The organism is Micromonospora sp. NPDC005215, from assembly GCF_040607915.1.
Classification (GTDB): Bacteria; Actinomycetota; Actinomycetes; order Mycobacteriales; family Micromonosporaceae; genus Micromonospora.
The window spans coordinates 67,212-88,786 of the sequence record NZ_JBEXHQ010000017.1; the positions used below are offsets into that span (position 1 = coordinate 67,212).

The window sequence follows — 21,575 nt, forward strand, 5'->3', positions numbered from 1 at the left end:
GTCATGTCGTCGTTACACAGCGCGCGGGTTTCCGTAACAGAACGGTCGACAATCGACTGTATGCCAAAGCCAGTGGGGTCCATCTCGGAGCTTCGGTCGGCGTACCTCGACGGCGGCCTGAGCCCGGCGGGCCAGACCGAGCGCATCCTGGACGGGCTCGCCGGGCGCGACGGCGGGCCGGTCTGGATCAGTACCGTCCCGGCTGACCGCCTGCGGGACCGCGCCGAGTCGCTGACCCGCCACGGAGATCCCACGCTGCCGCTGTACGGGATCCCGTTCGCGGTCAAGGACAACATCGACGTGGCCGGGATGATCACCACCGCCGGCTGCCCGGACTTCGGGTACCGGGCCGCCGAGGACGCGCCGGTGGTGCGCCGGCTGCTCGACGCCGGCGCGATGCTCGTCGGCAAGACCAACCTCGACCAGTTCGCCACCGGCCTGACCGGCGCCCGCTCGCCGTACGGCAGCTGCCAGAGCGTCTTCGGCGGCGGGCTGATCTCCGGCGGCTCCAGCTCCGGCTCCGCGGTCGCGGTCGCCGCCGGCCAGGTCAGCTTCGCCCTGGGTACGGACACCGCCGGCTCCGGTCGGGTGCCGGCGGCACTGAACGGGATCGTCGGCCTCAAGCCCACCCGGGGTCTGCTCAGCACGGCCGGTGTGGTGCCGGCCTGCCGCTCGCTGGACTGCGTGTCGGTCTTCGCCGCCGACGTCGCCGGCGCCGTCGAGGTGTTGCACGCGGCCCGTGGCGTCACGGCGGCCGACCCCTGGGGGCGTCCGCTGCCGGCGGAGCGGGTGGTTGCCCGCATGCCGGGGACGCTACGCCTCGGGGTGCCCCGGGCAGAAGACCTCGAGTTCTTCGGCGACGCCGGGCAGGAGGCCCGGTTCGTCGCCGGGGTGCAACGGCTGCGCACCTTCGTCGGGACCCCCCGGTCGGTGCCGCTCGGCGACTTCTTCGAGGCGGGCGACCTGCTCTACCGGGGACCCTGGGTGGCCGAGCGGCTCGTCGCGCTGGGCGGCTTCCTGCGGTCGCATCCCGAGTCGGTCCTCGCGGTCACCCGGGCCGTGCTGGAGACCGGGCGGCGCTACGACGCCATCGACGCCTTCCGGGGCCAGCACCGCCTGCGTGAGCTGCGAGCACAGGTCGACCAGCTCTGGCAGGACATCGACGTGCTGGTCGTGCCGACCGTCGGCACCACGTTCACGCTCGACGAGATCGCCGAGGACCCGATCGGGCGCAACGCCGTGCTCGGCCGCTACACCCAGTTCGCGAACCTGCTCGACCTGGCCGCGGTGACCGTACCCAACGGGTTCACCAGCACCGGCCGCCCGGCGAGCCTGACCCTGGTCGGCCCGGCGTTCAGCGACACCACCCTGGCCCGGCTGGCCGCCACCCTCACCGACGGCGGCGCACCGACCCGAACGGTCGAGGTCAGCTCACCAGCGGCGGAACTGCTGATCGCGGTGGTGGGCCGGCACCTGGCGGGCGAGTCCCGCAACGGTGAGCTGGTCGGGCACGGCGCCGCCCTCGTCGGCGCCGCCCGCACCGCGCCGCTCTACCGGCTCTTCCGGATGGACACGCCCGACGGCGAGGGGCTGCCCGGCCTGGTCCGGGTAGCGGCGGACGGGCCGGCGGGCCATCCGATCGAGGTCGAGCTGTGGCGACTGCCCGGCGCGGCGGTCGGCGGGTTGCTGGCCGGGGTCCCGGCGCCACTCTCGCTCGGCTGGATCCGGCTCGACGACGGGCGCGACGTGCTCGGTTTCCTCTGTGAGGCGTACGCCGCCGGCCCGCCGGCCGAGGACATCAGCGCCACCGGTGGGTGGCGGGCCTACCGCCGCGCCGCCGCCCGGCGGTAGGGCAGACAGGCACCAGCGACGACGACAGGAGGCGAGAGGATGGGCAGCATCGGGCCGGTACCGGCCAACCCCTACCCGTGGCCGTACGACGGCGCGGCGGACACCGCGCGTACCGCACTGCTCTGCATCGACTGGCAGACCGACTTCTGCGGGCCGGGTGGCTACGTCGACGCGATGGGTTACGACATCGGCCTCACCCGGGCCGGCCTGCCGGCCACCGCCCGGCTGCTGGAGCACGCCCGATCGCTCGGAATGCTCGTCGTCCACACCCGGGAGGGGCACGACCCGCAACTGTCGGACCTGCCGGCGAACAAGCGGTGGCGGTCGGCGCGCATCGGCGCCGAGATCGGCACGCCCGGCCCGGCCGGCCGGATCCTGATCAGGGGCGAGCCGGGCTGGGAGATCGTGCCCGAGGTTGCCCCGGTGGCCGGTGAGGTGATCATCGACAAGCCGGGCAAGGGCGCCTTCTACGCCACCAACCTCGACCTGGTGCTCCGCACCCGGGGCATCACCCACCTGATCCTCACCGGCATCACCACCGACGTCTGCGTGCACACCACGATGCGCGAGGCGAACGACCGGGGATACGAGTGCCTGATCCTCTCCGACTGCACCGGCGCCACCGACAAGGCCAACCACGACGCCGCACTGCACATGGTCACCATGCAGGGCGGCGTCTTCGGCTGCGTCACCACATCCGACGACGTCATCGCCGCCACGGCCCAGTGAGGTGCGCCCATGCTGACCATCCCCGCCGCCCGGCCCGGCCCGTACGCCTTCGACCTCTCGACCACCGCGCTGCTCGTCATCGACATGCAGCGCGACTTCCTGGAACCCGGCGGGTTCGGTGCGAGCCTGGGCAACGACGTCGGCCAGTTGCGTCGTACCATCGCACCGCTCGCGGCACTGCTGGCCGACGCCCGCGCCGTCGGCCTGACCGTCGTGCACACCCGCGAGGGGCACCTGCCCGACCTGTCCGACTGCCCGCCGGCCAAGCTCAGCCGCGGGGCGCCGAGCAGGCGGATCGGTGACCTCGGACCCAAGGGTCGGATCCTGGTCCGCGGCGAGTACGGCCACGACATCATCGACGAGCTGGCGCCGCTGCCCGACGAGCCGGTCATCGACAAGCCGGGCAAGGGCGCGTTCTACGCCACCGAACTGGACGGCCTGCTCGTCGAGCGGGGCATCCGCAGTCTCCTGGTCACCGGGGTCACCACCGAGGTGTGCGTGCACACGACCGTCCGGGAGGCCAACGACCGCGGGTACGAGTGCCTCGTGCTCGCCGACTGCGTCGGGTCCTACTTCCCCGAGTTTCAGCGGGTCGGGCTCGACATGATCGCCGCCCAGGGCGGGATCTTCGGGTGGGTCGCCGACTCGGCGCAGGTGCGCGCCGCGCTGCCCACCACCCCCGTGTTGCAGCCCTCTTCCTGACCGGGAGCAGTCATGGTCTCGACCAAGCCCACCGTCGCCCCGCTCCCGTACTGGGTGCGCGGCGACACCAACGCGTTCTTCGGCTTCGGCGTCAACGTCCTGGTCAACGTGCTCACCCTGACCGGGCTCTGCCTCGCCGTGGTGAACCTTCCCGAGGGGGAGGTGTTCGGCACGATCCTGCCGGCGCTGGGCATCGCCCTGGTCGCCGGCAACATCTACTACACCTACCTGGCCCGCCGGCTGGCCCGACGGGAGAACCGCACCGACGTGACGGCCCTGCCGTACGGGCCGAGCGTGCCGCACATGTTCATCGTCATCTTCGTCATCATGCTGCCGATCTACCTGCGTACCCAGGATCCCGTGCGGGCCTGGGAGGCCGGGCTGGCGTGGGCCTTCATCATCGGCGTGATCGTGCTGATCGGCGCGTTCGTCGGGCCGTACATCCGCCGGTACGCGCCCCGGGCCGCGCTGCTCGGCACCCTCGCGGGGATCTCCATCACGTTCATCTCGATGAACCCGGCCGGGCAGATGTGGCGGATGGCCTGGGTGGCCCTGCCGGTGTTCGCGTTGTTGCTGATCGGTCTGCTCACCGACGTGAAGCTGCCGTTCAACTTCCCGATCGGCCTCGCCGCGCTGCTGCTCGGCACCGCGATCGGCTGGGCCGGCGGGGCGATGTCGGTGCCGGACGTCACGGCCGCGGCCCGGGACATCGCGATCGCCGTACCCTCGTTCAAGCTGGATCTGCTCTTCACCGGGTTGGCCGACATGGCGCCGCTGCTGGCGACGGCGATTCCGCTCGGCGTCTACAACTTCACCGAGGGCATGACCAACGTGGAGAGCGCCGCCACCGCGGGGGACAACTACAACCTGCGCAGCGTGCTGCTGGCCGACGGCGCGGGCGCGGTGATCGGGGCGGCGCTCGGCTCACCGTTCCCGCCGGCCGTCTACGTCGGACACCCGGGTTGGAAGGCCGCGGGCGGACGCAGCGGCTATTCGATGGCGACCGGCGTGGTGATCGCGGTGCTGTGCTTCCTCGGCATGTTCGGGCTGCTCGGCGCGATCTTCCCGACGGCGGCCATCGTGCCGATCCTGCTCTACATCGGATTGCTGATCGGGGCGCAGGCGTTCCAGGCGACCCCCCGGGCGCACGCCGCCGCCGTGGTCGCCGCGCTGATCCCGAACATCGCGGCCTGGGCGACCGGGCAGATCGACAACGCGTTGGCGGCGGCCGGGACCACCGCCGCGGCGGTCGGCGACGATGCGCTCAACGGCGCGGGCGTGATCTACGACGGGCTGCTGGTGCTCGGTCAGGGCGCGATCCTCGCCGGCCTGGTGCTCGGCGCGGTGGTGGTCTTCATCATCGACAAGCGGTTCGTCCGGGCCGCGATCTTCGCCGGCACCGGCGCGGTGCTGTCGTTCATCGGGCTGATCCACGGCGAGCGGATCGAGTGGAACGCCAACGGCCAGGTGGCACTCGGCTACCTCTTCGTCGCGGCGATCTGCGTGGTCTTCGCGCTGGGTCGCCCGACGCCCCGCGAGCCCGACCCAGAGGAGGCCGCACTGGACCGGGAGCCCGATCCGGCTGGCTCCGGCGTCGATCGGGCCGACGGCGAGCAGCGGACCTCGGCGCTGAGCGGCTGAGCCGGCGGGCCCGGTCGGGGGTGTCACGGCCACCGACCGGGCCGACCAGCCGCCGACCCAACGGATCGAAGGGACGTACCGCATGGAGATCGACCAGACCGACGTGGTCGCCGAGGTGACGGCGGCCTTCGCCGACTACGAGCGGGCGCTGGCCGACGGCGACGCCGACCGGATCTGCGGGTACTTCTGGGACTCCGACCGGACCGTGCGGTTCGGCCTCGCCGACCATCAGTACGGGTTGGACGAGCAGCGCAAGTGGCGGGCCGCGCAGCCACCACTGCCGGCCGGTCGCCGGCTGGTCGACCCGATGGTCACCACGTTCGGCCCGGATCTGGCGGTCGTGACGACCCGATTCGGGTACGCCGACACCGCCGCCACCGGGCGGCAGACCCAGACCTGGGTACGCCTGCCCGTCGGCTGGCGGATCGTCACCGCGCACGTCTCCGTCTCGGCCCGTTAGGCAACCCGGGCACTGGTCGGCCCGACCGTTCAAGAATTCCCTGGGCAAGAGGGTGAGCGTCGTCGCGGCGGTCGCGGCGGCCCTGACGGTTGCGTTGGCGCAGCCCGCTCTCGCCGCGGCGTCGATCTCGCACCACCAGACGCAGGCGCAGGCGGACAACAATCCGGGCAAGGGGACCGCCTGGGTCTGGGTGTACTCCGGCAAGGAGAGCGGGGCGACCGGCGGCCGGGTCGAGTACACGCTGACGAACGGCGCCAGCGGCGACCTGGCAGTCGGCCGTGGCCAGAGCGCGTCGAAGGACCCGGGCGGCAAGGTCAGGGCAATCCGGGCCTGCACCACCTACTACGTCGACGGCTACGACATCAAAGCCTGTTCGAGTTGGGCCTCCTTCAGCTGATCGCCGCGCTGCTGGAACGGGTGCTGTGCCCGTTCGGCGGTTCGGGTGTCCCACCAGCGCGGCAGGTGCACGTCCGGCGCTACCGGGGTTGGTGAAGTGGAACGGCCCGCCGGCACGTCGCGCGACGGCCTGACCCTGCTCGATCGCCTGTTGCGCCTCCGGCCACGGCGGCACCCGCCCGGTGAACAGGCGGATGTCGCCGTGTCGTAGCACCGCCAACGGCACCTCATCGAAGTGATCGTGGTTTTGGCCGGGGGCCGGAACCGGGTGGGCGGCGCGGCGACGAGCGCGGCCGTTGACGTCGTCACGTCCAGTCCGAAGCCCAGCGTGGCAGGCGACGGGATCATCCCCACCGTGCCGCCGTTGGTCTTCGGGGCGCCTGTCGACCTTCCCGCCAGTTGAGATAATCGCTTGGGTTGTTTCGTATAGGCGATGATGACTCTGCTGATATCAGGGAAGCTCCGGCCTGGCAATCAGCCGGGTGTCCTGGCCCGAGCAGCGCAAGGGCCTTGTCCATGGTTCATTTCGCTAGCAAAAACAAACCCCGCGGCGTGCGCCAACTCGGCTGATGGTGTCTCGGCCCGCTGGGTGCGGGGTGATTTAATGGGTTTCAGGGATATCGTTGCACCCTTTGGGTGACCGGTCCCTTTCAACGAATTGTGTATGCCGCCGGGCAGCGCTTGTGTCACGATGCCGGTTGGTGGGCAAGAGCTGGCCTCAACTGCATATTCGACATTCGCTGCTGCTTCGGTATAGTGCGACCAATCCCCTTTGAGTGCGCCGGAAAGCGTCTGATCTGCGTGATGACAACTGGGCTGGAAAATGCGTCAAGCGACCCACGTTTCGTTGGGCGGCAATCACAGTTGGCGCGAATCAGGAGAGCCCAGGCCACCGTGCTGAACCGCGGCTGGCAAATGGTCTGCGAAGTGGTGGGGGAGCCGGGCGTCGGCAAGACGCGGTTCGTCCACGAGGCCGTGGAGCGGCCCGTCCCCACCGTCCCCTGGGCCGTCGGGACCTGCTCGCCGGATGAGCGCGGAGTTCCCTTCCACGTGTTCCGGCACGCCTTCACCGAGGGGCAGTCCCTGCGACGCGGGCTGCGTGCCGGACCGTCCACCGGGCAGACCTGGGCGGAGTCCGCCGCCGCGGTGCCGCCAGCGCCGGCGCGGGCCTCGGACGCCCGGCGGTTCCGGACCTACCAGTTGGCCCGCCGGCTGATCGGCCTGGCGGCCCGGGACGGTCTGGTGCTGGTCCTCGACGACCTGCACTGGGCGGACGCCTCCTCCACCGGGCTGATCGCCCACCTGCTGCGGTATCCGGTGCCCGCCCCGCTGCTGCTCGTGCTCGTCTACCGCCCGCGGCAGATGGCGACCCCGATGCCGTTCGGTCCACCGGATCCCGGCGAACACGCCGATGGGGAGTCGACGTCACACGATCGGATCGAGCTGCGCCCGCTCAGCCTCGCTGAGGTCGCGCTGCTGCACCCCTGCGACGGCCAGGCGGAGGTGCGCGCCCGGTACGACCTGACCGGCGGCAACCCCGGTTACCTGGCGGCGCTGCCGGTCGACCCCACCCCGACCAGCGCCGACCCGGTCCGGGTGGCGCCGGGTGCCCGGCTGTCCGACGCGGCGATGGCCGAGCTGCGCCGCGAGTGGACCGGCCTGCCCCCCGTCGACCTGGCCTGCCTACGGGCCGGGGCGATCGTCGACGCGCCCTTCGCCGCGGATCTGCTCGCCGAGGTCGCGCAGGTCCCGGCGGCACTCGCGGTCGAGGCCGGCTGGCGGTTGGCCCGGCTCGACCTGATCCGCCGTGTCCCCGGCACTGGACGGTTCGCCTTCCGGCACCCGGTGCTGCGGATGGCGGTCGCGCAGGACACCGACCCGGCGTGGCAGGTGGAGGCGTGCGCGCGGGCGCTCACCGCACTGGTCGAGCTGGGCGCGCCAGCCGCGGATCGGGCCCGCTACGCGGAGCGCCTGCTCGCCCTCCCGAGCGGTCGCTGGGCCGACCGCTGCGTCAACGTGCTCTGCCGGGCCGCGCAGGAGGTCCGGCGCGAGACACCGGACCTGGCCATCCGCTGGCTGCGGGTGGCGCTGCGTGCGCTGCGGCCGACGGCCGGTCTGACGCAGCGTCGCCACGACGTGTCCCTCGTGCTGGCCCAGATCACCGGGGAGGCGGGTGACCTGGCCGAGAGCAGGGCACTGCTCCAGGAGATCGTGCCGCTGTTCCCCGCCGACCCGCAGGGACGACGGGCACAGGCAGTGGCTCTCTGGGCGCGGGTGGAACGCCTGCTCGGCAACTACGCCGAAGCGGCGGCGATCAGCCGGCGCGAGCTGGCCGCCCTGCCAGCCGGTGCCGGACCCACCGGCGGCTACCGACTCGCCACCGAGATCGGCGTCGCCGGCATCCTGGCCGGCCGCCCGGTGGCCGGGCTGCCCGACGTGCTCGGCGGAGATCTCGGCGGCTCCGGCGCGGACCGGGCCAGCCTGCTGGCCGTCCGCAGTCTGGCCGCCGTCCACGACGGCGCGCTCGACGACGCCCGCGACCTGCTCGACGCCGGCGCCCGGATCGTCGACTCGCTGCCGGACGGGGGCGTGCGGGACCACCCCGACTGCCTCACCGCGCTCGGCCTCACCGAGCTGTACCTCGAACGGCAGGCCGACGCCGGACGGCACCTCGACCGAGGGCTGACGCTGGTCCGCGCCTCGCACCGCGACGACGGACTGTGTCAGCTGCTGCTCGGTCGCAGTCAGGTGGCCTACCACGGCGGCCAGCTGCCCGCCGCCATCGAACTGGCCACCGAGGCGGGCATCGTCGCCCGGCGCATCGGCAGTCACCACCTGCTGAGCTTCGCCCTGGCGTTCGAGGCGGAGGCGACCGCGTGGCGCGGCGGCCTGCGGGACGACGACCGGGCGGTGGCGCTGGCCCGCAGCGCCGCCGGAATCGCCACCGACCTCGCCAGCTGGTGCGGTCGTACCGCCGCGACGGCGCTGGCGACCGCGGCGCTGCTCTCCGGTGATCCGGCGACCTGTGCCGAACTGGTGCGGTCAGCCGGCGGCGACAGCCGGCTGAGTCGTCTCCAGAGCACCCTCCGGCCCAGGTGGTTCGAGCTGCTCTGCGCCGCCGCTCTCGCCGCCGGCGACATGGCCGACGCCGAACGGCAGGCGCGGCTGGCAATGGCCGAGGCGGATCAGGTCGGTCTCCCCGGGCAGCGGGGCTTCGCCGAGTCGGCGTACGGGGAGGTGCTGCTCGCCCGCGGCGAGGCCCTGGCGGCGCTGCCGCACCTGGAAACCGCGGCCGACCTGTTCCGCTCCGGCGGGATGGTGCTCCGGCGCAGCCTGGCACTGGCCTCCCTGGCTCGGGCGGCCGAAGCCGCAAAGCAGACCGGCCTGGCGGCGCGGGCCCGCCGCCGCGCGCTGGAACTGGCCGGGTGGTGCGGGACGGAACGGGTGGGCCTGCGACTGGCCCGTCCGGTCGGCCCGCGCGAGGTCGCCGCCCTGACCGACCGGGAGTGGCACATCGCGCGGCTGGCGGCGACCGGGGCCACCAGCCGACTGATCGGCCGGCAGCTGAACATCAGCCCCCGCACCGTGGAGGCGCACCTGACCCGCATCTACCGCAAGGCGGGCGTCGCCTCCCGGTCGGCTCTGGTCGCCTGGGTCGCTCGGCTCGATGACACCGATCGATGACCCCGACCCGGGCCGGATGACATCGTCTCGTGCAACGTCGACAGGCCGGGCAGCACGAGGCCGCGCCGCCGCCGTCGTGGCCCGACAGCCGCTCACATACTCGACTGCATCGGGCGCGATTCCCGTGCACCGGTGGTGGATGGAGGACGAGATGCTGGGCAGAAGATCCGTCAGGAGCCCGCGTACCCTCACCGCGCCGGTGCCGGCGATGCCGTTCGCCGCCGCCACTGTGGCGCTGCTCGTGCTGACCGGCTGTGGTGGCGAGCCGGTGGACGCGGCCACCCCGGCGCCCCACGATCCGGCGACCTTCGGTCGGGACCGGGCCGCGCTGGTGCTCACCGCCTTCGACCAGGCCGACTCGGCGGCCTCGGTGGCCGGTGACGTCGAGGCGCTGCGGGCCCAGGAGGCTCCGCCCGCACTGGACCTCAGCATCGCCGCGGCACGCCGAGCCACCTACAACCAACGGACGCAACCGTCCTTCCAGCACATCAACCCGGCCTTCGCGGTGCCGCCCGGTGACCCGACCTGTTTCCTCGCCACCGCCACCCTCCGGCTGACCGGCTCGGAGCTGTCTCCCACCGACGTCAGCCAGTTCGTGCGCGGCGCCGACGGCCAGTGGAAGCTCAGCCACAACGTGCAGGTCACCCAACCCTCGCTGGTGGTCGCCCGGAGCATCGACGGCCGACCGGCCACGGCGGGCGGTACCGCCCTGGACGAGACCAGCCGCCGGGCCCTCGCCGCCGAGGTGTTCGCCCGCAGCATCGGGTCCACGACGGGCAACCGGTCCCTCGTCGCGTCGAGCCCGCTGCTCGACGGCCAGTTCGCCGGTGGTTGGGAGGTCTACGGGCAGCAGCTCGCAGGTGCCGGCGCGGCGGTGCAGCGGACGATGGACCGGGCGGAGTGGTCGGACTGCGCGGTCGCGGTGCCGACCGGCACGCTGACCTTCCTGACGATCCACGCCACCGACACGCTGCGTCCCGCGCCCGGCGGCCCGGCCACCGTCCAGATGGCGCCGCAGAGCCCCGATCTGATCGCCACCGGTCATCGCACCGCGGCCAGCGGAAAGTCGGTCCGGGTCACCCGGGTGGAGACCTTCGTGCTGCTCGTGCCGGCGCAGGCCGCCGGCACGTCGGTGCTGGGGCTCAACGACACCGCGCTGACCGTCACCGCCGGCTGACCGGCCACCGAGCGTCCACGACGCCGCCGGCGGCAGAAACCGGTGGCATCACTCGGATCGGACGCCCGGGACCGCGACGATGGCAGCAGCCGTGATCGCCGGCGGGGCCGGCGGTCCGGCCACCAGGCTCGGGAGGAACCATGTGGCGTCCGCGCTTCCGATCGGACTACGTGCCGGTGCGGCTGCCCGACGGTCCGCTCGTGGTGCTGGGGGAGACCCGCAGCCTGCTCATCGACGACCCGGTCGCCGCGGACCTGACCGACCAGCTCGACGGTGCCGCGCCGCTGGCCGACGTGGTGGCTCGGCTGGCCACCCGACACCCGGTCGCCGCCGTCGCCGCCGCCCTCGCCCGGCTGCGCGACCACGGCCTGCTGGTGTCCGGCCCGGCGCGCACCTCGGCGGCCGTGGCCGCCGGCTGGGACGCCCGGGGTGTCCCACCCCAGGCCGGACAGCGGTGGATGGCCGGGGGAGCGGTCACCATCGTGGACCTCGGTGCGCCCCGGGTGGCCGAGACCGCCGACGCGCTGCGCGCCCTCGGGCTCGCCGTGACAGTGGTCGGGCCGGACCCGACGGAACCCGACCCGGACACCGCCCAGGTGCTGGTGCTGCCGTCGTCGATGCTCGACCCCCGGCTGGCGCTGATCAACGACCGCCACCTGGCCACCGGTCGCGGTTGGACGCTGGCCCGGCCACACGGCAACGTCGTCTTCCTCGGGCCGCACCTCGTGCCGGGCCGCACCGGCTGCTGGGTCTGCCTGCGGCAACGGTGGCAGGAGAACGAACAGGTGAACGCCTTCCTCGACGGGCAGGAGCTGGCTGCTCCGCTGCCGCAGCCAGGTCGCGCGGTCCTGCCCGGACTGGCCACCATGGCGGCCGGGTTACTCGCCGCCGAACTCGCCGTGCTGGCCGTCCGGGGCACGTCGCCCCGCCTCACCGGCCGGATGGTCGCCCTGGACACCCGGGACCTGAGCACGGAGAGCCACCAACTGGTACGCCAGCCGCAGTGCCCCGCCTGCGGCGACCCGGACCTCGTCGGCAAGGCCGAGCCACGGATCGACCTGCCCCCCAGCGGCACCCAGCCCAGTCGAGCGGGGGACTCCCGCACCCGCGAACCCGCCGAGGCGTACGCCGCGCTCGCCCACCACGTCAGCCGGTATCTGGGCGTGGTGAGCCGGCTGACCTCGCTGGAGGCGACCGACAACGGCGTCACCCACACCTACTCGGCCGGGCACAACTTCGCCCAGCCCCGCCAGCTCGCCGCGTTGCGCCGCAATCTGCGTGGGCAGAGCGGCGGCAAGGGCCGGACCGACCTGCAGGCCCGGATGAGCGCGGTCGGGGAGGCGGTGGAGCGCTACTGCGGGGTGTGGCGCGGCGACCGCCCGGTGCACCGGGCCACCTACCGGCAGCTCGGCCCGGAGCGCGCTGTGCACCTGCGGGAGTTGCTGCTGTTCTCGGAACGCCAGTACGCCGACCGGGACCGGCTCAACCCCGACCTGGGTCACCTGCACCGCATCCCCCGCCCGTTGCCCGACGAGGTGGAGCTGGACTGGACCACGGGTTGGTCGCTGACCCGGCAGACACCGCGCGAGCTGCCCGCCGCGCACTGCTGGTACGGGCATCCGGAGCTGACCGGGCTGGGCGTGTGCTCGGCCGACTCGAACGGCTGCGCGGCCGGCGGCAACCGGTCCGAGGCGATCGTGCAGGGCTTCTGCGAACTCGTGGAGCGGGACAGCGTCGCCCTGTGGTGGTACCACCGCTCCCGGATGCCCGGGGTCGACCTCGCCTCGTTCGCCGACCCGTGGACCGCCGCCTGCGTCGACCACCACGCCACCGCCCTCGGCCGCGAGCTGTGGGCCCTCGACCTGACCGCCGACCTCGGCGTACCCGCGTTCGCCGCGGTGTCCCGGCGGGTCGGTGCGGGGCCGGAGGACGTGCTTGTCGGCTTCGGTGCGCACCTGGACGCGCGGGTCGCGCTGACCCGGGCGCTCACCGAGGTGAACCAGTTCCTGCCCGCCGTGGCCGGACCGGCCACCGCCGGCAACCGGTACGGCGTCGACGACCCGGACACCGCGCGCTGGTTCGGCACCGTGCGGGTGGTCGACCAGCCCTGGCTGGCCCCGGACCCCACCCGGGCGCCGCGCACCGCGGCGGACCACCCGGCGCTGACCACCGGCGACGTCGGGGACGACGTGCGTCGGTGCGTACGCCGGGCGGAGCGGGCCGGCCTGGAGGTGATCGTCGTCGACCAGTCCCGTCCGGACGTCGACCTGGCGGTGGTGAAGGTCGTCGTGCCGGGCCTGCGGCACTTCTGGCGTCGACTCGGTCCCGGCCGCCTGTGGGACGTGCCGGCCCGCCTCGGTCGGGATCCGCTGGCCGTCGACGAGACGTCGGCCAATCCGCTGAATGTCTTCTTCTAGTGGGGGTGCGCGGATGACCACCGTGGTGGACCCGGCCGGTGGGCGGCCGTCGTGAGCGGCTCCGTCGGCGGTCCGCCGGTGCAGGAGTCGTACCGGCTGCGCCGTGACGCGGAGCTGCGACTCGGTGAGGACGGCTCGCTGACCCTGCGGCAGACCCGCTTCCAGCTCACCCTGGAACAACCGGGCATGGGCCGGCGGGCGCTGCTGCTGCGGCTCGCCGCCGACTGGGTCAACGACGTCGAGGTCGGCCGGCTGATCAGCGGGCTGGAGGGGGAGAACCGGGTGTTGCCCGCGCAGTTGCTGCTGCGCCGGCTGCTCGCCCACTCCTGGCTGGAGCGCCGCGTCCAGGTCGACGATCGGCCGCTGCTCGACCTGGTGCCCACCGGCCTGGGTCGGGGCAGTCTGCCGGAGAGCCGACTGCACACACCCGGGGTCCGCTACCGGCTCTCCCGCTTCGCCGCCCTCCAGCACGAACGGGGCATGCTGGTGGCCGCATCACCGCTGAGCACCCTCGTTGTCGGCTGCGCCGACGACGCCGTCGGCGCGGTACTGGCCGCCGCCGCGCCGGGCGTCGGCCCCGAGACGGTGGCCCGCACGCTCGGCGTGCCGCCGAACGTCGCCGGGCGGGTGCTCGACGAGTTGGCCACCGCCCGGATCCTGGTCACCGACGCCGAGTTCGAGGCGGAGTGCGACAACGCGCCGCTGGCCTACTGGTCACCGGAGGAGTTGCGGCTGCACCACCGCTCCCGGGCCGGCCGACACGCGCTGCCGGTCGGTGGCACCTACCGGATGCGGGAACGCTTCGCGCCGCAACCGCTGCGCCGCCCGTACGACGGGGGGCGGGCGGTCGAGTTGCCGCTGCCGGACCTGGCGACGATCGCCAAGGCGGACCCCGCGTTCAGTCAGGTCGTCACGGACCGCCACAGCGTGCGCGATCACGACGACGCGGCGCCGCTGCCCCTGGAACGGCTGGCGGAATTCCTGCACCGATCGCAGCACACCAGGGCCGTCGGTGAGGCCGGCGGCCAGGAGGTCGGCCACCGGCCCTACCCGGGCGGCGGCGGGGTCTACGAGTTGGAGATCTACCCACTGGTCGCGCGCTGCGCGGGGCTCGACCCCGGGCTCTACCACTACGACGCCATGGGGCACCGGCTGGAGCCGGTCGCCGGGTGGGGACCGGCCGCGGACCGGCTGCTGGCGTACGCCCGGGCGGCCGGCGCCCTGCCTCGGCCGCCGCAGACGGTCCTGGTGGTCACCGCCCGGGTCCAGCGGCTGATGTGGAAGTACGAAGGGATGAGCTACGCCATGATTCTCAAGGACGCGGGTGTGCTGACCCAGCAGATGTATCTCGTCGCCACCGCCATGGGGTTGGCCCCGTGCGCTCTCGGCGCCGGTGACTCCCAGGCCTTCGCCGAGTTGTCCGGGCTCGACCCGCTTGTCGAGCCGAGCGTGGCCGACTTCCTGCTCGGGTCGCGGCGCGTCACCGGCCCGCCCGGAGCGGGGGGCCGGTCATGAAGTTCCGGCGGCAGGCGCTGCGCCAGTTGGAGGCGCCCGAACAACTGGACCGGGCGGTCCGGCTGACCACGGTGCCGAACTGGTTGGCCACCACCGCGCTGGTCATCGTCGTGGTCGCGGCGGGCGTCTGGTCGGTGCGCACCGTGGTGCCCCGGACCGTCGAGGCGGCCGGGGTGCTGATCCACTCCAACGGGATCTCGGCCCTCGACGCGCTCGACAGCGGCCAGGTCACCAAGGTGTGGGCGGCACCGCACCAGCGGGTGCCGAAGGGCACCCCTCTCTACAGCCTGCGCACACCGGACGGCAAGGTGCGGGTGGAGACCGCGCCGGGTGACGCGTACGTCGTCGCCTGGCTGGTCTCCGAGGGAGAGATCGTCACCCCGGGCACGCACCTGGCCGACCTGGAACGGCTCGACACCGCCGGGGACGCGTTGCAGGCCGTCGTCTACGCCCCGGCCGTCGCCGCGCCGCTGCTGCAACCCGGGGTGTCCGTCGAGGTGGCCGCCGCGGCCGCGCCGCGCAACGTGTTCGGCACCCTCGCCGGCCAGGTGACCACGGTCGGCGCGTTCCCGGAGACCGAGGCCTCGCTGCGCGCCTTCCTGGGCACCGGGCCGGACGTCCGGCGGCTGCTCGCCCGCGGCAGCGTGGTCCGGGTCACTGTTGCCCTGGAGCCCGACCCGGCCGCCCCGGGCGGCCTGCGCTGGACCAGGTCCCCGCCGCCGTTCCAGCTCAACTCGGCAAGCGAGGTCACCGCCTGGTTCACTGTGGACCGGGAACACCCGATCGACTGGTTGCTGCGGCGATGAGCGCGCCGACGACCGCCGCCAGCGGCGCGACGGGACTCCCCAGGATCCGGCGGCGACGGGTCCGCACGCCCACCCTGATCCAGATGGAGGCGGTGGAGTGCGGTGCCGCCGCGCTGGGAATCCTGCTCGCGCACCACGGTCGGCACGTTCCCCTGGAGGAGTTGCGCCGGGTGTGCGGGGTGAGCCGGGACGGCTCCACCGCCGCCACCGTGCTCAAGGGCGCCCGCCGGTACGGCATGGTGGCCAAGGGTTTCCAGATGGACCTGGCCGGCCTGGCCACCGTGGCGCTGCCGGCGGTGCTGTTCTGGCGGTTCGAGCACTTCGTGGTGCTGGAGGGGCTCGGCCGCAAGGTCTTCATCAACGATCCGGCCACCGGTCCCCGCGCCGTGAGCTGGGAGGAGTTCGACGGCGCCTTCACGGGCATCGTGCTCACCATGGAGCCCGGCCCGGAGTTCCGGCCCGGCGGCACCCGCTACCGGCTGATCCGGGCGCTGGCCGAGCGGTGGCGCGGCCCCGGCTCGGCGATCGCGCAGATGCTGCTGCTCGGCCTGCTGATCGCCGTGGTCGGTCTGACCATCCCGGTGATGGCCAAGGTCTTCGTCGACCGGGTGCTGCTGCAGGAGGATCGGGCCGCGTTCGCCGGCCTGGTGGCGGCGGTGGCGGTGGCCACCGTGCTGACCTTCCTGGCCAGCCTGCTCCAGCAACGCCTGACCGTACGCGCGGAGACGGCCCTCGCCCTCGCCAGCGCCGCCCGGTTCTTCCGACATCTGCTGCGGCTGCCGCCGGCCTTCTTCGACCAGCGGCAGGCCGCCGATCTCAGCCAGCGGGTCCGCGGCAACGAGGTGGTCGCCGAGGTGCTCACCCGCCGGACGGCCACCACCGTGGTGGACACCGGCCTGGTGCTGGCGTACGGGGCACTGCTCTGCCAGTACGACCTGCTGCTCGGACTGTGCGCGGTGGTCCTCGCCGGGTTGAACGTCAGCGTGCTCCGCTATGTCGCCTCGACCCGGTCGACCGCCGTCGCCGGCCTGCAGGCGGATCGCAGCAAGCTGGTGACGACCGTCTACACCACGGTGCAGATGATCGAGACGGTGAAGGCCGGCGGCGAGGAGGAACGCGCGGTGGCCCGGTTCGCCGCCCGCCATGCCACCGTCGCCACCCGTCAGCAGCGGCTGGGAGTGCCCACCGCTGTGCTCTCCGTCCTGCCGGCGCTCCTCGCCTCGGGGACCACAGCGGTGCTGCTCGGGTTGGGCAGCCGGCAGGTCGTGGCGGAGGCGATGAGCGTCGGCGTGCTGGTGGGCATGCAGAGCCTGGCCGCCGCGATGAACCGCCCGTTGGGCAATCTGACGGCGCTGGGCTCGCGGTTGCAGGACATGAGCGCCGACCTCAACCGGCTGCGCGACGTGGAGCGGTATCCCCTGCCGTCGACCCAGGACCGACCCGCCCGCCCGTTGACACCGATGGAGGGGCACCTGCGCATCGAGGAGGTCACGTTCGGTTACAACCCGCTGGGCCGTCCCCTGCTGGAGAATTTCAGCCTGGACCTGCCGCCGGGTGCCCGGGTGGCGCTCGTCGGGCGGTCGGGCAGTGGCAAGTCGACGGTGGGCCGGCTGGTCGCCGGTCTCTACCGTCCCTGGACCGGGCGGGTCACAGTGGACGGAGTGGAGCGGTCGGCGGCCGACGACGGCCTCTGGGCGGCCACCGTCGCCATGGTGGACCAGGACCAACGGCTGTTCGAGGGGACGGTCCGGGACAACGTCACCATGTGGGACCTCACTGTCGCGGACGAGGACGTCGTCACCGCGCTGACCGACGCGTGCCTCTACGACGAGGTCGCGGCCCGCCCGGGTGGCCTGGGCAGCCCGGTGCGGGAGAACGCCCGCAACTTCTCCGGTGGCCAGCGGCAGCGGCTGGAGATCGCCCGAGCGCTCGTCCGCAACCCCCGGGTGTTGGTGCTGGACGAGGCCACCAGCGCGCTGGACGCCGAGACCGAACGCCGGATCGACATGCACCTGCGCCGTCGGGGGGCGACCTGCCTGATCGTGGCCCACCGGCTGTCCACGGTCCGCGACTGCGACCTGATCGTGGTGCTGGACGGCGGTCGGGAGGTCGAGCGCGGCACCCATGAGCAACTGGTCGCCCAGGACGGGGCGTACGCGCGCCTGGTCCGGGACCACTGACCACGACGATCCGAGGAGACGCTGATGAGTGGCGCGGTGGAGAATTCCCCGGCCGGCGGCCTGATCGGCTTCTGTGCGGACGGCGTACGCGAGGTCTGCCGCCTGGACGGTCCGGTGGCCGGCTGGCTGGTGACCGGGGGCGAGGCCGACCTGTTCGCGGTGCGCCGGGCCGGGATGAGTCCCTCGCGTCGCCACCATGTGGCCCGGCTGCCCGCCGGTGGCCTGGTGCCGACGTCCACGGCGATCGGTGCGTGGCAGTTGATCCTGGTGCCGCTGCCCGGCACGGAGCTGCGCGGGCTGTCCCGGCGTCACCTGTCCCTGCTGGAGCGGCACGTCCGGCTCGGCCGGGTGGCGGACGAGGGGGCGTCGCTGCGGGCGCGGACCGCCGCGACGGAGCTGGTCGCGGCGGTGGACCTGGTGCTGGTGACCGTCGCCGACGCGCTGCGCCGGGGGCAGGCTCCCCGGGAGGCGTCCACCCTGTGTGGCAGCGAGATCATGTCGCTGGCGCAGGGGAGTGCCCTCACCTCCACCGGCGGCGCCTGGTGGCTGCGCAGCGCCGGCGGGCAGCTGCGACGCAACGACGGTGGCCCGGCGGAGATGTCGGGGGAGCGGGAGCTGCTGCTGGTCACCGAGCGGGACTGGGTGGTGGCCGAGTCGTCCTGCGCGGTGGAGAGCCACGGCAGCTGGGACCTGCTGGTCAACGGTCAGCTCCGCTCGGCCGTCGACCAGCACGTGGCTCGGCTGCTGCGGATGGTGGAGACCCGGATCGAGGAGGCCGATGCGGCCCTGCTGAGCGCCGTGCAGCGGCGCCGGGAGGCCGACGCGGCGGTGCTCGCCGCGGCGGCCCGCCGGTCGATCGGGGTGATCGGCGCGGGCGGCGCGGTTCCGGTCCCGGACACCGAGGCCGGTTTCGACCGGTACGGGCGGGCGGCCGCGGTGCTCCGGGTGGTCACCGAGGGGATGGGCAGCCCGATCAACGAGCCGGCCGACCGCAGCCGCGCGCCGCTTGACGACCGGGCGGCGGTGCACGCGGTGACCCGGGCGTCCAGCCTGTTCCTCCGTGCGGTGCGGCTGCCGGACCGCTGGTGGCGGCGGGACCTGGGTCCGCTGGTGGGGTGGCGGGCCGGCGATGACCCGGAGCACGCCCTCGCGGTGCCGCTGGTGTTCCGCCGGGGCCGCTACCACCACGTCGACCCGGACACCCGGTCGTACGCTCCGATCGACGCGACGGTGGCCGCGACGTTCGCCGCCGAGGCGACCGAGGTGCAGGCGCCGCTGCCGCCGACCGCTCGGATGCGCCACCTGCTGCGGGCCGGGCTGGTCGGCGCGGCCCGTGACGTGCGGGGTCTGCTGTTCGCCGCCATCTGCGTGGCGCTGCTGGGCCTGGGCGTGCCGCTGGCCACCGGCGAGGTGCTCGGCCAGTTGGCCCGGCAGGGCGAGGTGACCGGCCTCCTCGGCTTCGTCGCGCTGATGCTCAGCGCGGCGGTGGTCGCGGGGCTGGTGGGTGTGGTGCAGAACCTGCGTCTGCTGCGGTTGGACGGCCGGCTGCAGTCCGGCGCGCAGTTGGCGATCTGGGACCGGCTCATGCGGCTGCCGGCCCGGTTCTTCACCGGTCGCAGCAGTGGTGAGATCGCCAACTCGATGTTGGGGATCTCGTTCGTCGGTGAGGCGCTGAGCGCGCTGCTGCCGCAACTCGTCTCGGCGGCCGCGACGGTCGCGGTGACCCTCGGCATGCTCCTTGTGGTCGAGCCCGTGCTCGGGTTGTGGGGAGCGGGGATCGTCGCCGTCACCATGCTGACCTTCAGTGCGTTCGCCGTCCTGATCGTCCGTCAGCAACGGTCCGCGCTGCCGGCCGAGCACCGGGCGGCGGCGATGACCAACCAGCTGCTCGGCGGCATCGTGAAGATCAAACTGGCCGCCGCCGAGACCCGGGCCCACGCGCGCTGGTCGGAGGTGGCCGCGGCGGCCCGCGCATCGCTGCAACGGGTCCGGCAGAGTCAGGCGGGCCTTGTCGCCTTCGGCACCGTGCTGCCGGTCGCCGGTCAACTGGTCCTGTTCGCCGTGCTGATGGGGCCGCTCGCCGGCCGGGTCGCGCCGGCCGACTTCTTCATTCTCAACGTCGGCTTCGCGATGCTGCTCGGCGGGCTGCTGGTGCTGGTGTCGGCCGGGGTCGAGGTGATCGCGGCGGTGCCCCGGCTGGGCAGCCTGCGGGAGATCCTGCGCGCCGAACCCGAGGCACGTCCGGACCGGGTGGACCCGGGCGAGTTGCGCGGCGAGGTCGCGCTGCACCGGCTCACCTTCGCCTACCAGCCGGACGAGCCGCCGGTGCTCGTCGACATCGACCTGCACGTCCGCCCGGGTGAGTTCGTCGCCATCGTCGGACCGAGTGGCTGCGGGAAATCCACACTGCTCCGGTTGCTGCTCGGTTTCGAACGCCAGCAGCAGGGCGCGGTGCTCTACGACGGCCAGGACCTCTCCGAACTCGACGTGCACGCGGTCCGCCGGCAGTGCGGGGTGGTCCTGCAGGACGGCCAGCTCTTCGCCGGCTCGGTACGGGACAACATCTGTGGCGCCGGCAGCTTCCCACTGGACCAGGTCTGGGAGGCGGCCCGGATGGCGGGCCTCGCCGACGACCTGGAGGCGCTGCCGATGGGGATGAGCACGATGGTGCCGTTCGGCGGCGGCACGCTCTCCGTCGGGCAGCGGCAGCGGGTGCTGATCGCCCGCGCGCTGGCCCCCCTGCCCCGGATCATCTTCCTCGACGAGGCGACGAGCGCACTGGACAACCGGACCCAGGAGGTGGTCAGCCGGAGCACCGCGGCCCTCGCCGCGACCCGGGTGGTCATCGCCCACCGGTTGTCCACGGTCCGTGCGGCGGACACCATCGTGGTCCTCGAAGCGGGCCGGATCGTCCAGCGGGGCACCTTCGACGAGTTGATGGAGGACCCGGAAGGGCTGTTCCACAGGTTGGCGCGGCGGCAACTGCTCACCGATCCGGTTCGGTCTGACGCCGTGGTGGAGAGCCGGCAGGCGGACGGACAACCCGCGACAGGCTGACGGGTCGGTCAGCCGTTGTCGATGACCGTGCTGTCCTCCAGGCACACGTCCGTGTCGAGGTGGTTCTCCAGCAGCTCGGCGACGTGCGCCTCCGACTGGTTCTCCACGGCGAGCCGGAACGCCTCGGTGAGCACGTTTACCACGCCCTGGGTCAACAGCAGGGTTTCCCGGTCGAGATCGGCCCAGGACGACCGGGCGCTGCCGCGTACCAGCTCCGGAGCGAGGGTCAGCAGTCGGGCGGTGACGGCGGCGACCAGCTCGTCGGCCACCGGCCGGAGGCTGTCCAGCACCTCGCTGAGGGTCTGCAGGGCCGGCACCGTGCCCACGCGTACCCGATGCAGGTCGAGGGCGGCGCGCAGCGGGCGTGGCCGGACCGTGCGGACGGTGCCGTCGGTGGTCCGGCCGATCACCCCGTGCCGGGTCAGCGCGTGGGCCAGCGCGGGACGGTCGGCGGTCAGGCGTTGCAGCATCGCGGTCAGCCCGTCGGGCGCCTCGTCACTGGCCCGGACCCCCAGCATCGCCTCGATGGACACCAGGTTGAAGCCCTGCCGCTGCAGGGCGAGGATCGCGTCCAGCCGGCGGACGTGGGAGTCGTCGTAGAGCGCGGCCCGACCGCGCCGCACCGGCGGGGGCAGCAGTCGCCGGGCCTGGTGGGCTCGGATGTTGCGCGGCGACATCCCGACCTTGCGGGCGAGTTCCTCCACGCTGTACCCGGCCGGGCCGCCGGGCGTCGTCGTCACCTCGTCGATGGTCACGGTGGCCTCCGGCAGCACTCGGTGACGAAACACGGCACCCCGTCGAACCGCTGTCACTCCTGGGCGGTCCGCCGATCGCAGCGTAGGTGCGGGCACCGGGCGGATGACAGGCGAGGAATTACTACTTGTCCACAGTGGTGCGGCTCATTAGAATTGTTCGCCCGCCGCAAGTCGCTGATTCTCAATTACCCGGCTTTCGCCGCAG

General features: G+C 73.2%; 14 protein-coding genes. 13 read left to right on the forward strand and 1 reads right to left on the reverse strand.

Features of this window, described 5'->3' with window-relative positions:
• The first annotated feature begins 60 nt into the window (after positions 1 to 60).
• The 13 genes from atzF (at position 61) to ABZU25_RS15470 (ending at position 20,615) form a co-directional block, all read left to right on the forward strand.
• Positions 61 to 1,851, forward strand: a complete 1,791-nt coding sequence (atzF, locus tag ABZU25_RS15410) for an allophanate hydrolase (protein ID WP_355029972.1) — start codon at positions 61 to 63, stop codon at positions 1,849 to 1,851.
• 39 nt (positions 1,852 to 1,890) lie between these two features.
• On the forward strand, positions 1,891 to 2,580 hold the full coding sequence (locus tag ABZU25_RS15415; protein ID WP_355029973.1) for an isochorismatase family cysteine hydrolase: 690 nt from the start codon (positions 1,891 to 1,893) through the stop codon (positions 2,578 to 2,580).
• A gap of 9 nt (positions 2,581 to 2,589) precedes the next feature.
• Positions 2,590 to 3,282, forward strand: coding sequence for a cysteine hydrolase (locus ABZU25_RS15420; RefSeq protein ID WP_355029974.1), 693 nt, complete (start codon positions 2,590 to 2,592; stop codon positions 3,280 to 3,282).
• A gap of 12 nt (positions 3,283 to 3,294) precedes the next feature.
• Positions 3,295 to 4,923, forward strand: coding sequence for a regulator (locus tag ABZU25_RS15425; protein ID WP_355029975.1), 1,629 nt, complete (start codon positions 3,295 to 3,297; stop codon positions 4,921 to 4,923).
• A gap of 82 nt (positions 4,924 to 5,005) precedes the next feature.
• Entirely contained in the window at positions 5,006 to 5,383 is a 378-nt protein-coding gene (locus tag ABZU25_RS15430; RefSeq protein WP_355029976.1) for an AtzH-like domain-containing protein, read from the forward strand.
• A 52-nt stretch (positions 5,384 to 5,435) separates the two neighbouring features.
• On the forward strand, positions 5,436 to 5,780 hold the full coding sequence (locus ABZU25_RS15435) for a hypothetical protein (RefSeq protein WP_355029977.1): 345 nt from the start codon (positions 5,436 to 5,438) through the stop codon (positions 5,778 to 5,780).
• A gap of 803 nt (positions 5,781 to 6,583) precedes the next feature.
• Entirely contained in the window at positions 6,584 to 9,463 is a 2,880-nt protein-coding gene (locus tag ABZU25_RS15440) for an AAA family ATPase (RefSeq protein ID WP_355029978.1), read from the forward strand.
• 151 nt (positions 9,464 to 9,614) lie between these two features.
• On the forward strand, positions 9,615 to 10,640 hold the full coding sequence (locus tag ABZU25_RS15445; RefSeq protein ID WP_355029979.1) for a hypothetical protein: 1,026 nt from the start codon (positions 9,615 to 9,617) through the stop codon (positions 10,638 to 10,640).
• 140 nt (positions 10,641 to 10,780) lie between these two features.
• On the forward strand, positions 10,781 to 13,057 hold the full coding sequence (locus ABZU25_RS15450; RefSeq protein ID WP_355029980.1) for a TOMM precursor leader peptide-binding protein: 2,277 nt from the start codon (positions 10,781 to 10,783) through the stop codon (positions 13,055 to 13,057).
• Positions 13,058 to 13,108: 51 nt separating this feature from the next.
• Complete coding sequence (locus ABZU25_RS15455; protein WP_355029981.1) at positions 13,109 to 14,572, forward strand: SagB family peptide dehydrogenase; 1,464 nt, start codon at positions 13,109 to 13,111, stop codon at positions 14,570 to 14,572.
• Positions 14,569 to 15,378 (forward strand): hypothetical protein, encoded by an 810-nt coding sequence (locus tag ABZU25_RS15460; RefSeq protein ID WP_355029982.1) that lies wholly within the window; start codon positions 14,569 to 14,571, stop codon positions 15,376 to 15,378. The genes ABZU25_RS15455 and ABZU25_RS15460 overlap by 4 nt, the downstream gene beginning before the upstream one ends.
• Positions 15,375 to 17,558 carry an NHLP family bacteriocin export ABC transporter peptidase/permease/ATPase subunit gene (locus ABZU25_RS15465; RefSeq protein ID WP_355029983.1) on the forward strand — a complete coding sequence of 728 codons (2,184 nt, stop codon included), beginning with the start codon at positions 15,375 to 15,377 and terminating at the stop codon, positions 17,556 to 17,558. Before ABZU25_RS15460 ends, ABZU25_RS15465 begins: the two co-directional genes overlap by 4 nt.
• Before the next feature lie 24 nt (positions 17,559 to 17,582).
• Positions 17,583 to 20,615: an ATP-binding cassette domain-containing protein gene (locus ABZU25_RS15470; RefSeq protein WP_355029984.1), complete on the forward strand. Its 3,033-nt coding sequence runs from the start codon at positions 17,583 to 17,585 to the stop codon at positions 20,613 to 20,615.
• Positions 20,616 to 20,623: 8 nt separating this feature from the next.
• Here ABZU25_RS15470 and ABZU25_RS15475 read toward each other — a convergent pair whose 3' ends face one another.
• A complete protein-coding gene (locus ABZU25_RS15475; RefSeq protein WP_355029985.1) occupies positions 20,624 to 21,370 on the reverse strand; it encodes a MerR family transcriptional regulator in 747 nt (248 codons plus the stop codon).
• Positions 21,371 to 21,575: the final 205 nt, after the last annotated feature.

What these genes read in the sequence shown, in the direction of transcription:
- ABZU25_RS15420 (WP_355029974.1), top strand. Translation starts at nt 2,590, where the DNA reads ATGCTGACCATCCCCGCCGCCCGGCCCGGCCCGTACGCCTTCGACCTC.
- ABZU25_RS15415 (WP_355029973.1), top strand. Translation starts at nt 1,891, where the DNA reads ATGGGCAGCATCGGGCCGGTACCGGCCAACCCCTACCCGTGGCCGTAC.
- ABZU25_RS15460 (WP_355029982.1), top strand. Translation starts at nt 14,569, where the DNA reads ATGAAGTTCCGGCGGCAGGCGCTGCGCCAGTTGGAGGCGCCCGAACAA.
- ABZU25_RS15445 (WP_355029979.1), top strand. Translation starts at nt 9,615, where the DNA reads ATGCTGGGCAGAAGATCCGTCAGGAGCCCGCGTACCCTCACCGCGCCG.
- atzF (WP_355029972.1), top strand. Translation starts at nt 61, where the DNA reads ATGCCAAAGCCAGTGGGGTCCATCTCGGAGCTTCGGTCGGCGTACCTC.
- ABZU25_RS15425 (WP_355029975.1), top strand. Translation starts at nt 3,295, where the DNA reads ATGGTCTCGACCAAGCCCACCGTCGCCCCGCTCCCGTACTGGGTGCGC.
- ABZU25_RS15470 (WP_355029984.1), top strand. Translation starts at nt 17,583, where the DNA reads ATGAGTGGCGCGGTGGAGAATTCCCCGGCCGGCGGCCTGATCGGCTTC.
- ABZU25_RS15450 (WP_355029980.1), top strand. Translation starts at nt 10,781, where the DNA reads ATGTGGCGTCCGCGCTTCCGATCGGACTACGTGCCGGTGCGGCTGCCC.
- ABZU25_RS15440 (WP_355029978.1), top strand. Translation starts at nt 6,584, where the DNA reads ATGACAACTGGGCTGGAAAATGCGTCAAGCGACCCACGTTTCGTTGGG.
- ABZU25_RS15430 (WP_355029976.1), top strand. Translation starts at nt 5,006, where the DNA reads ATGGAGATCGACCAGACCGACGTGGTCGCCGAGGTGACGGCGGCCTTC.
- ABZU25_RS15465 (WP_355029983.1), top strand. Translation starts at nt 15,375, where the DNA reads ATGAGCGCGCCGACGACCGCCGCCAGCGGCGCGACGGGACTCCCCAGG.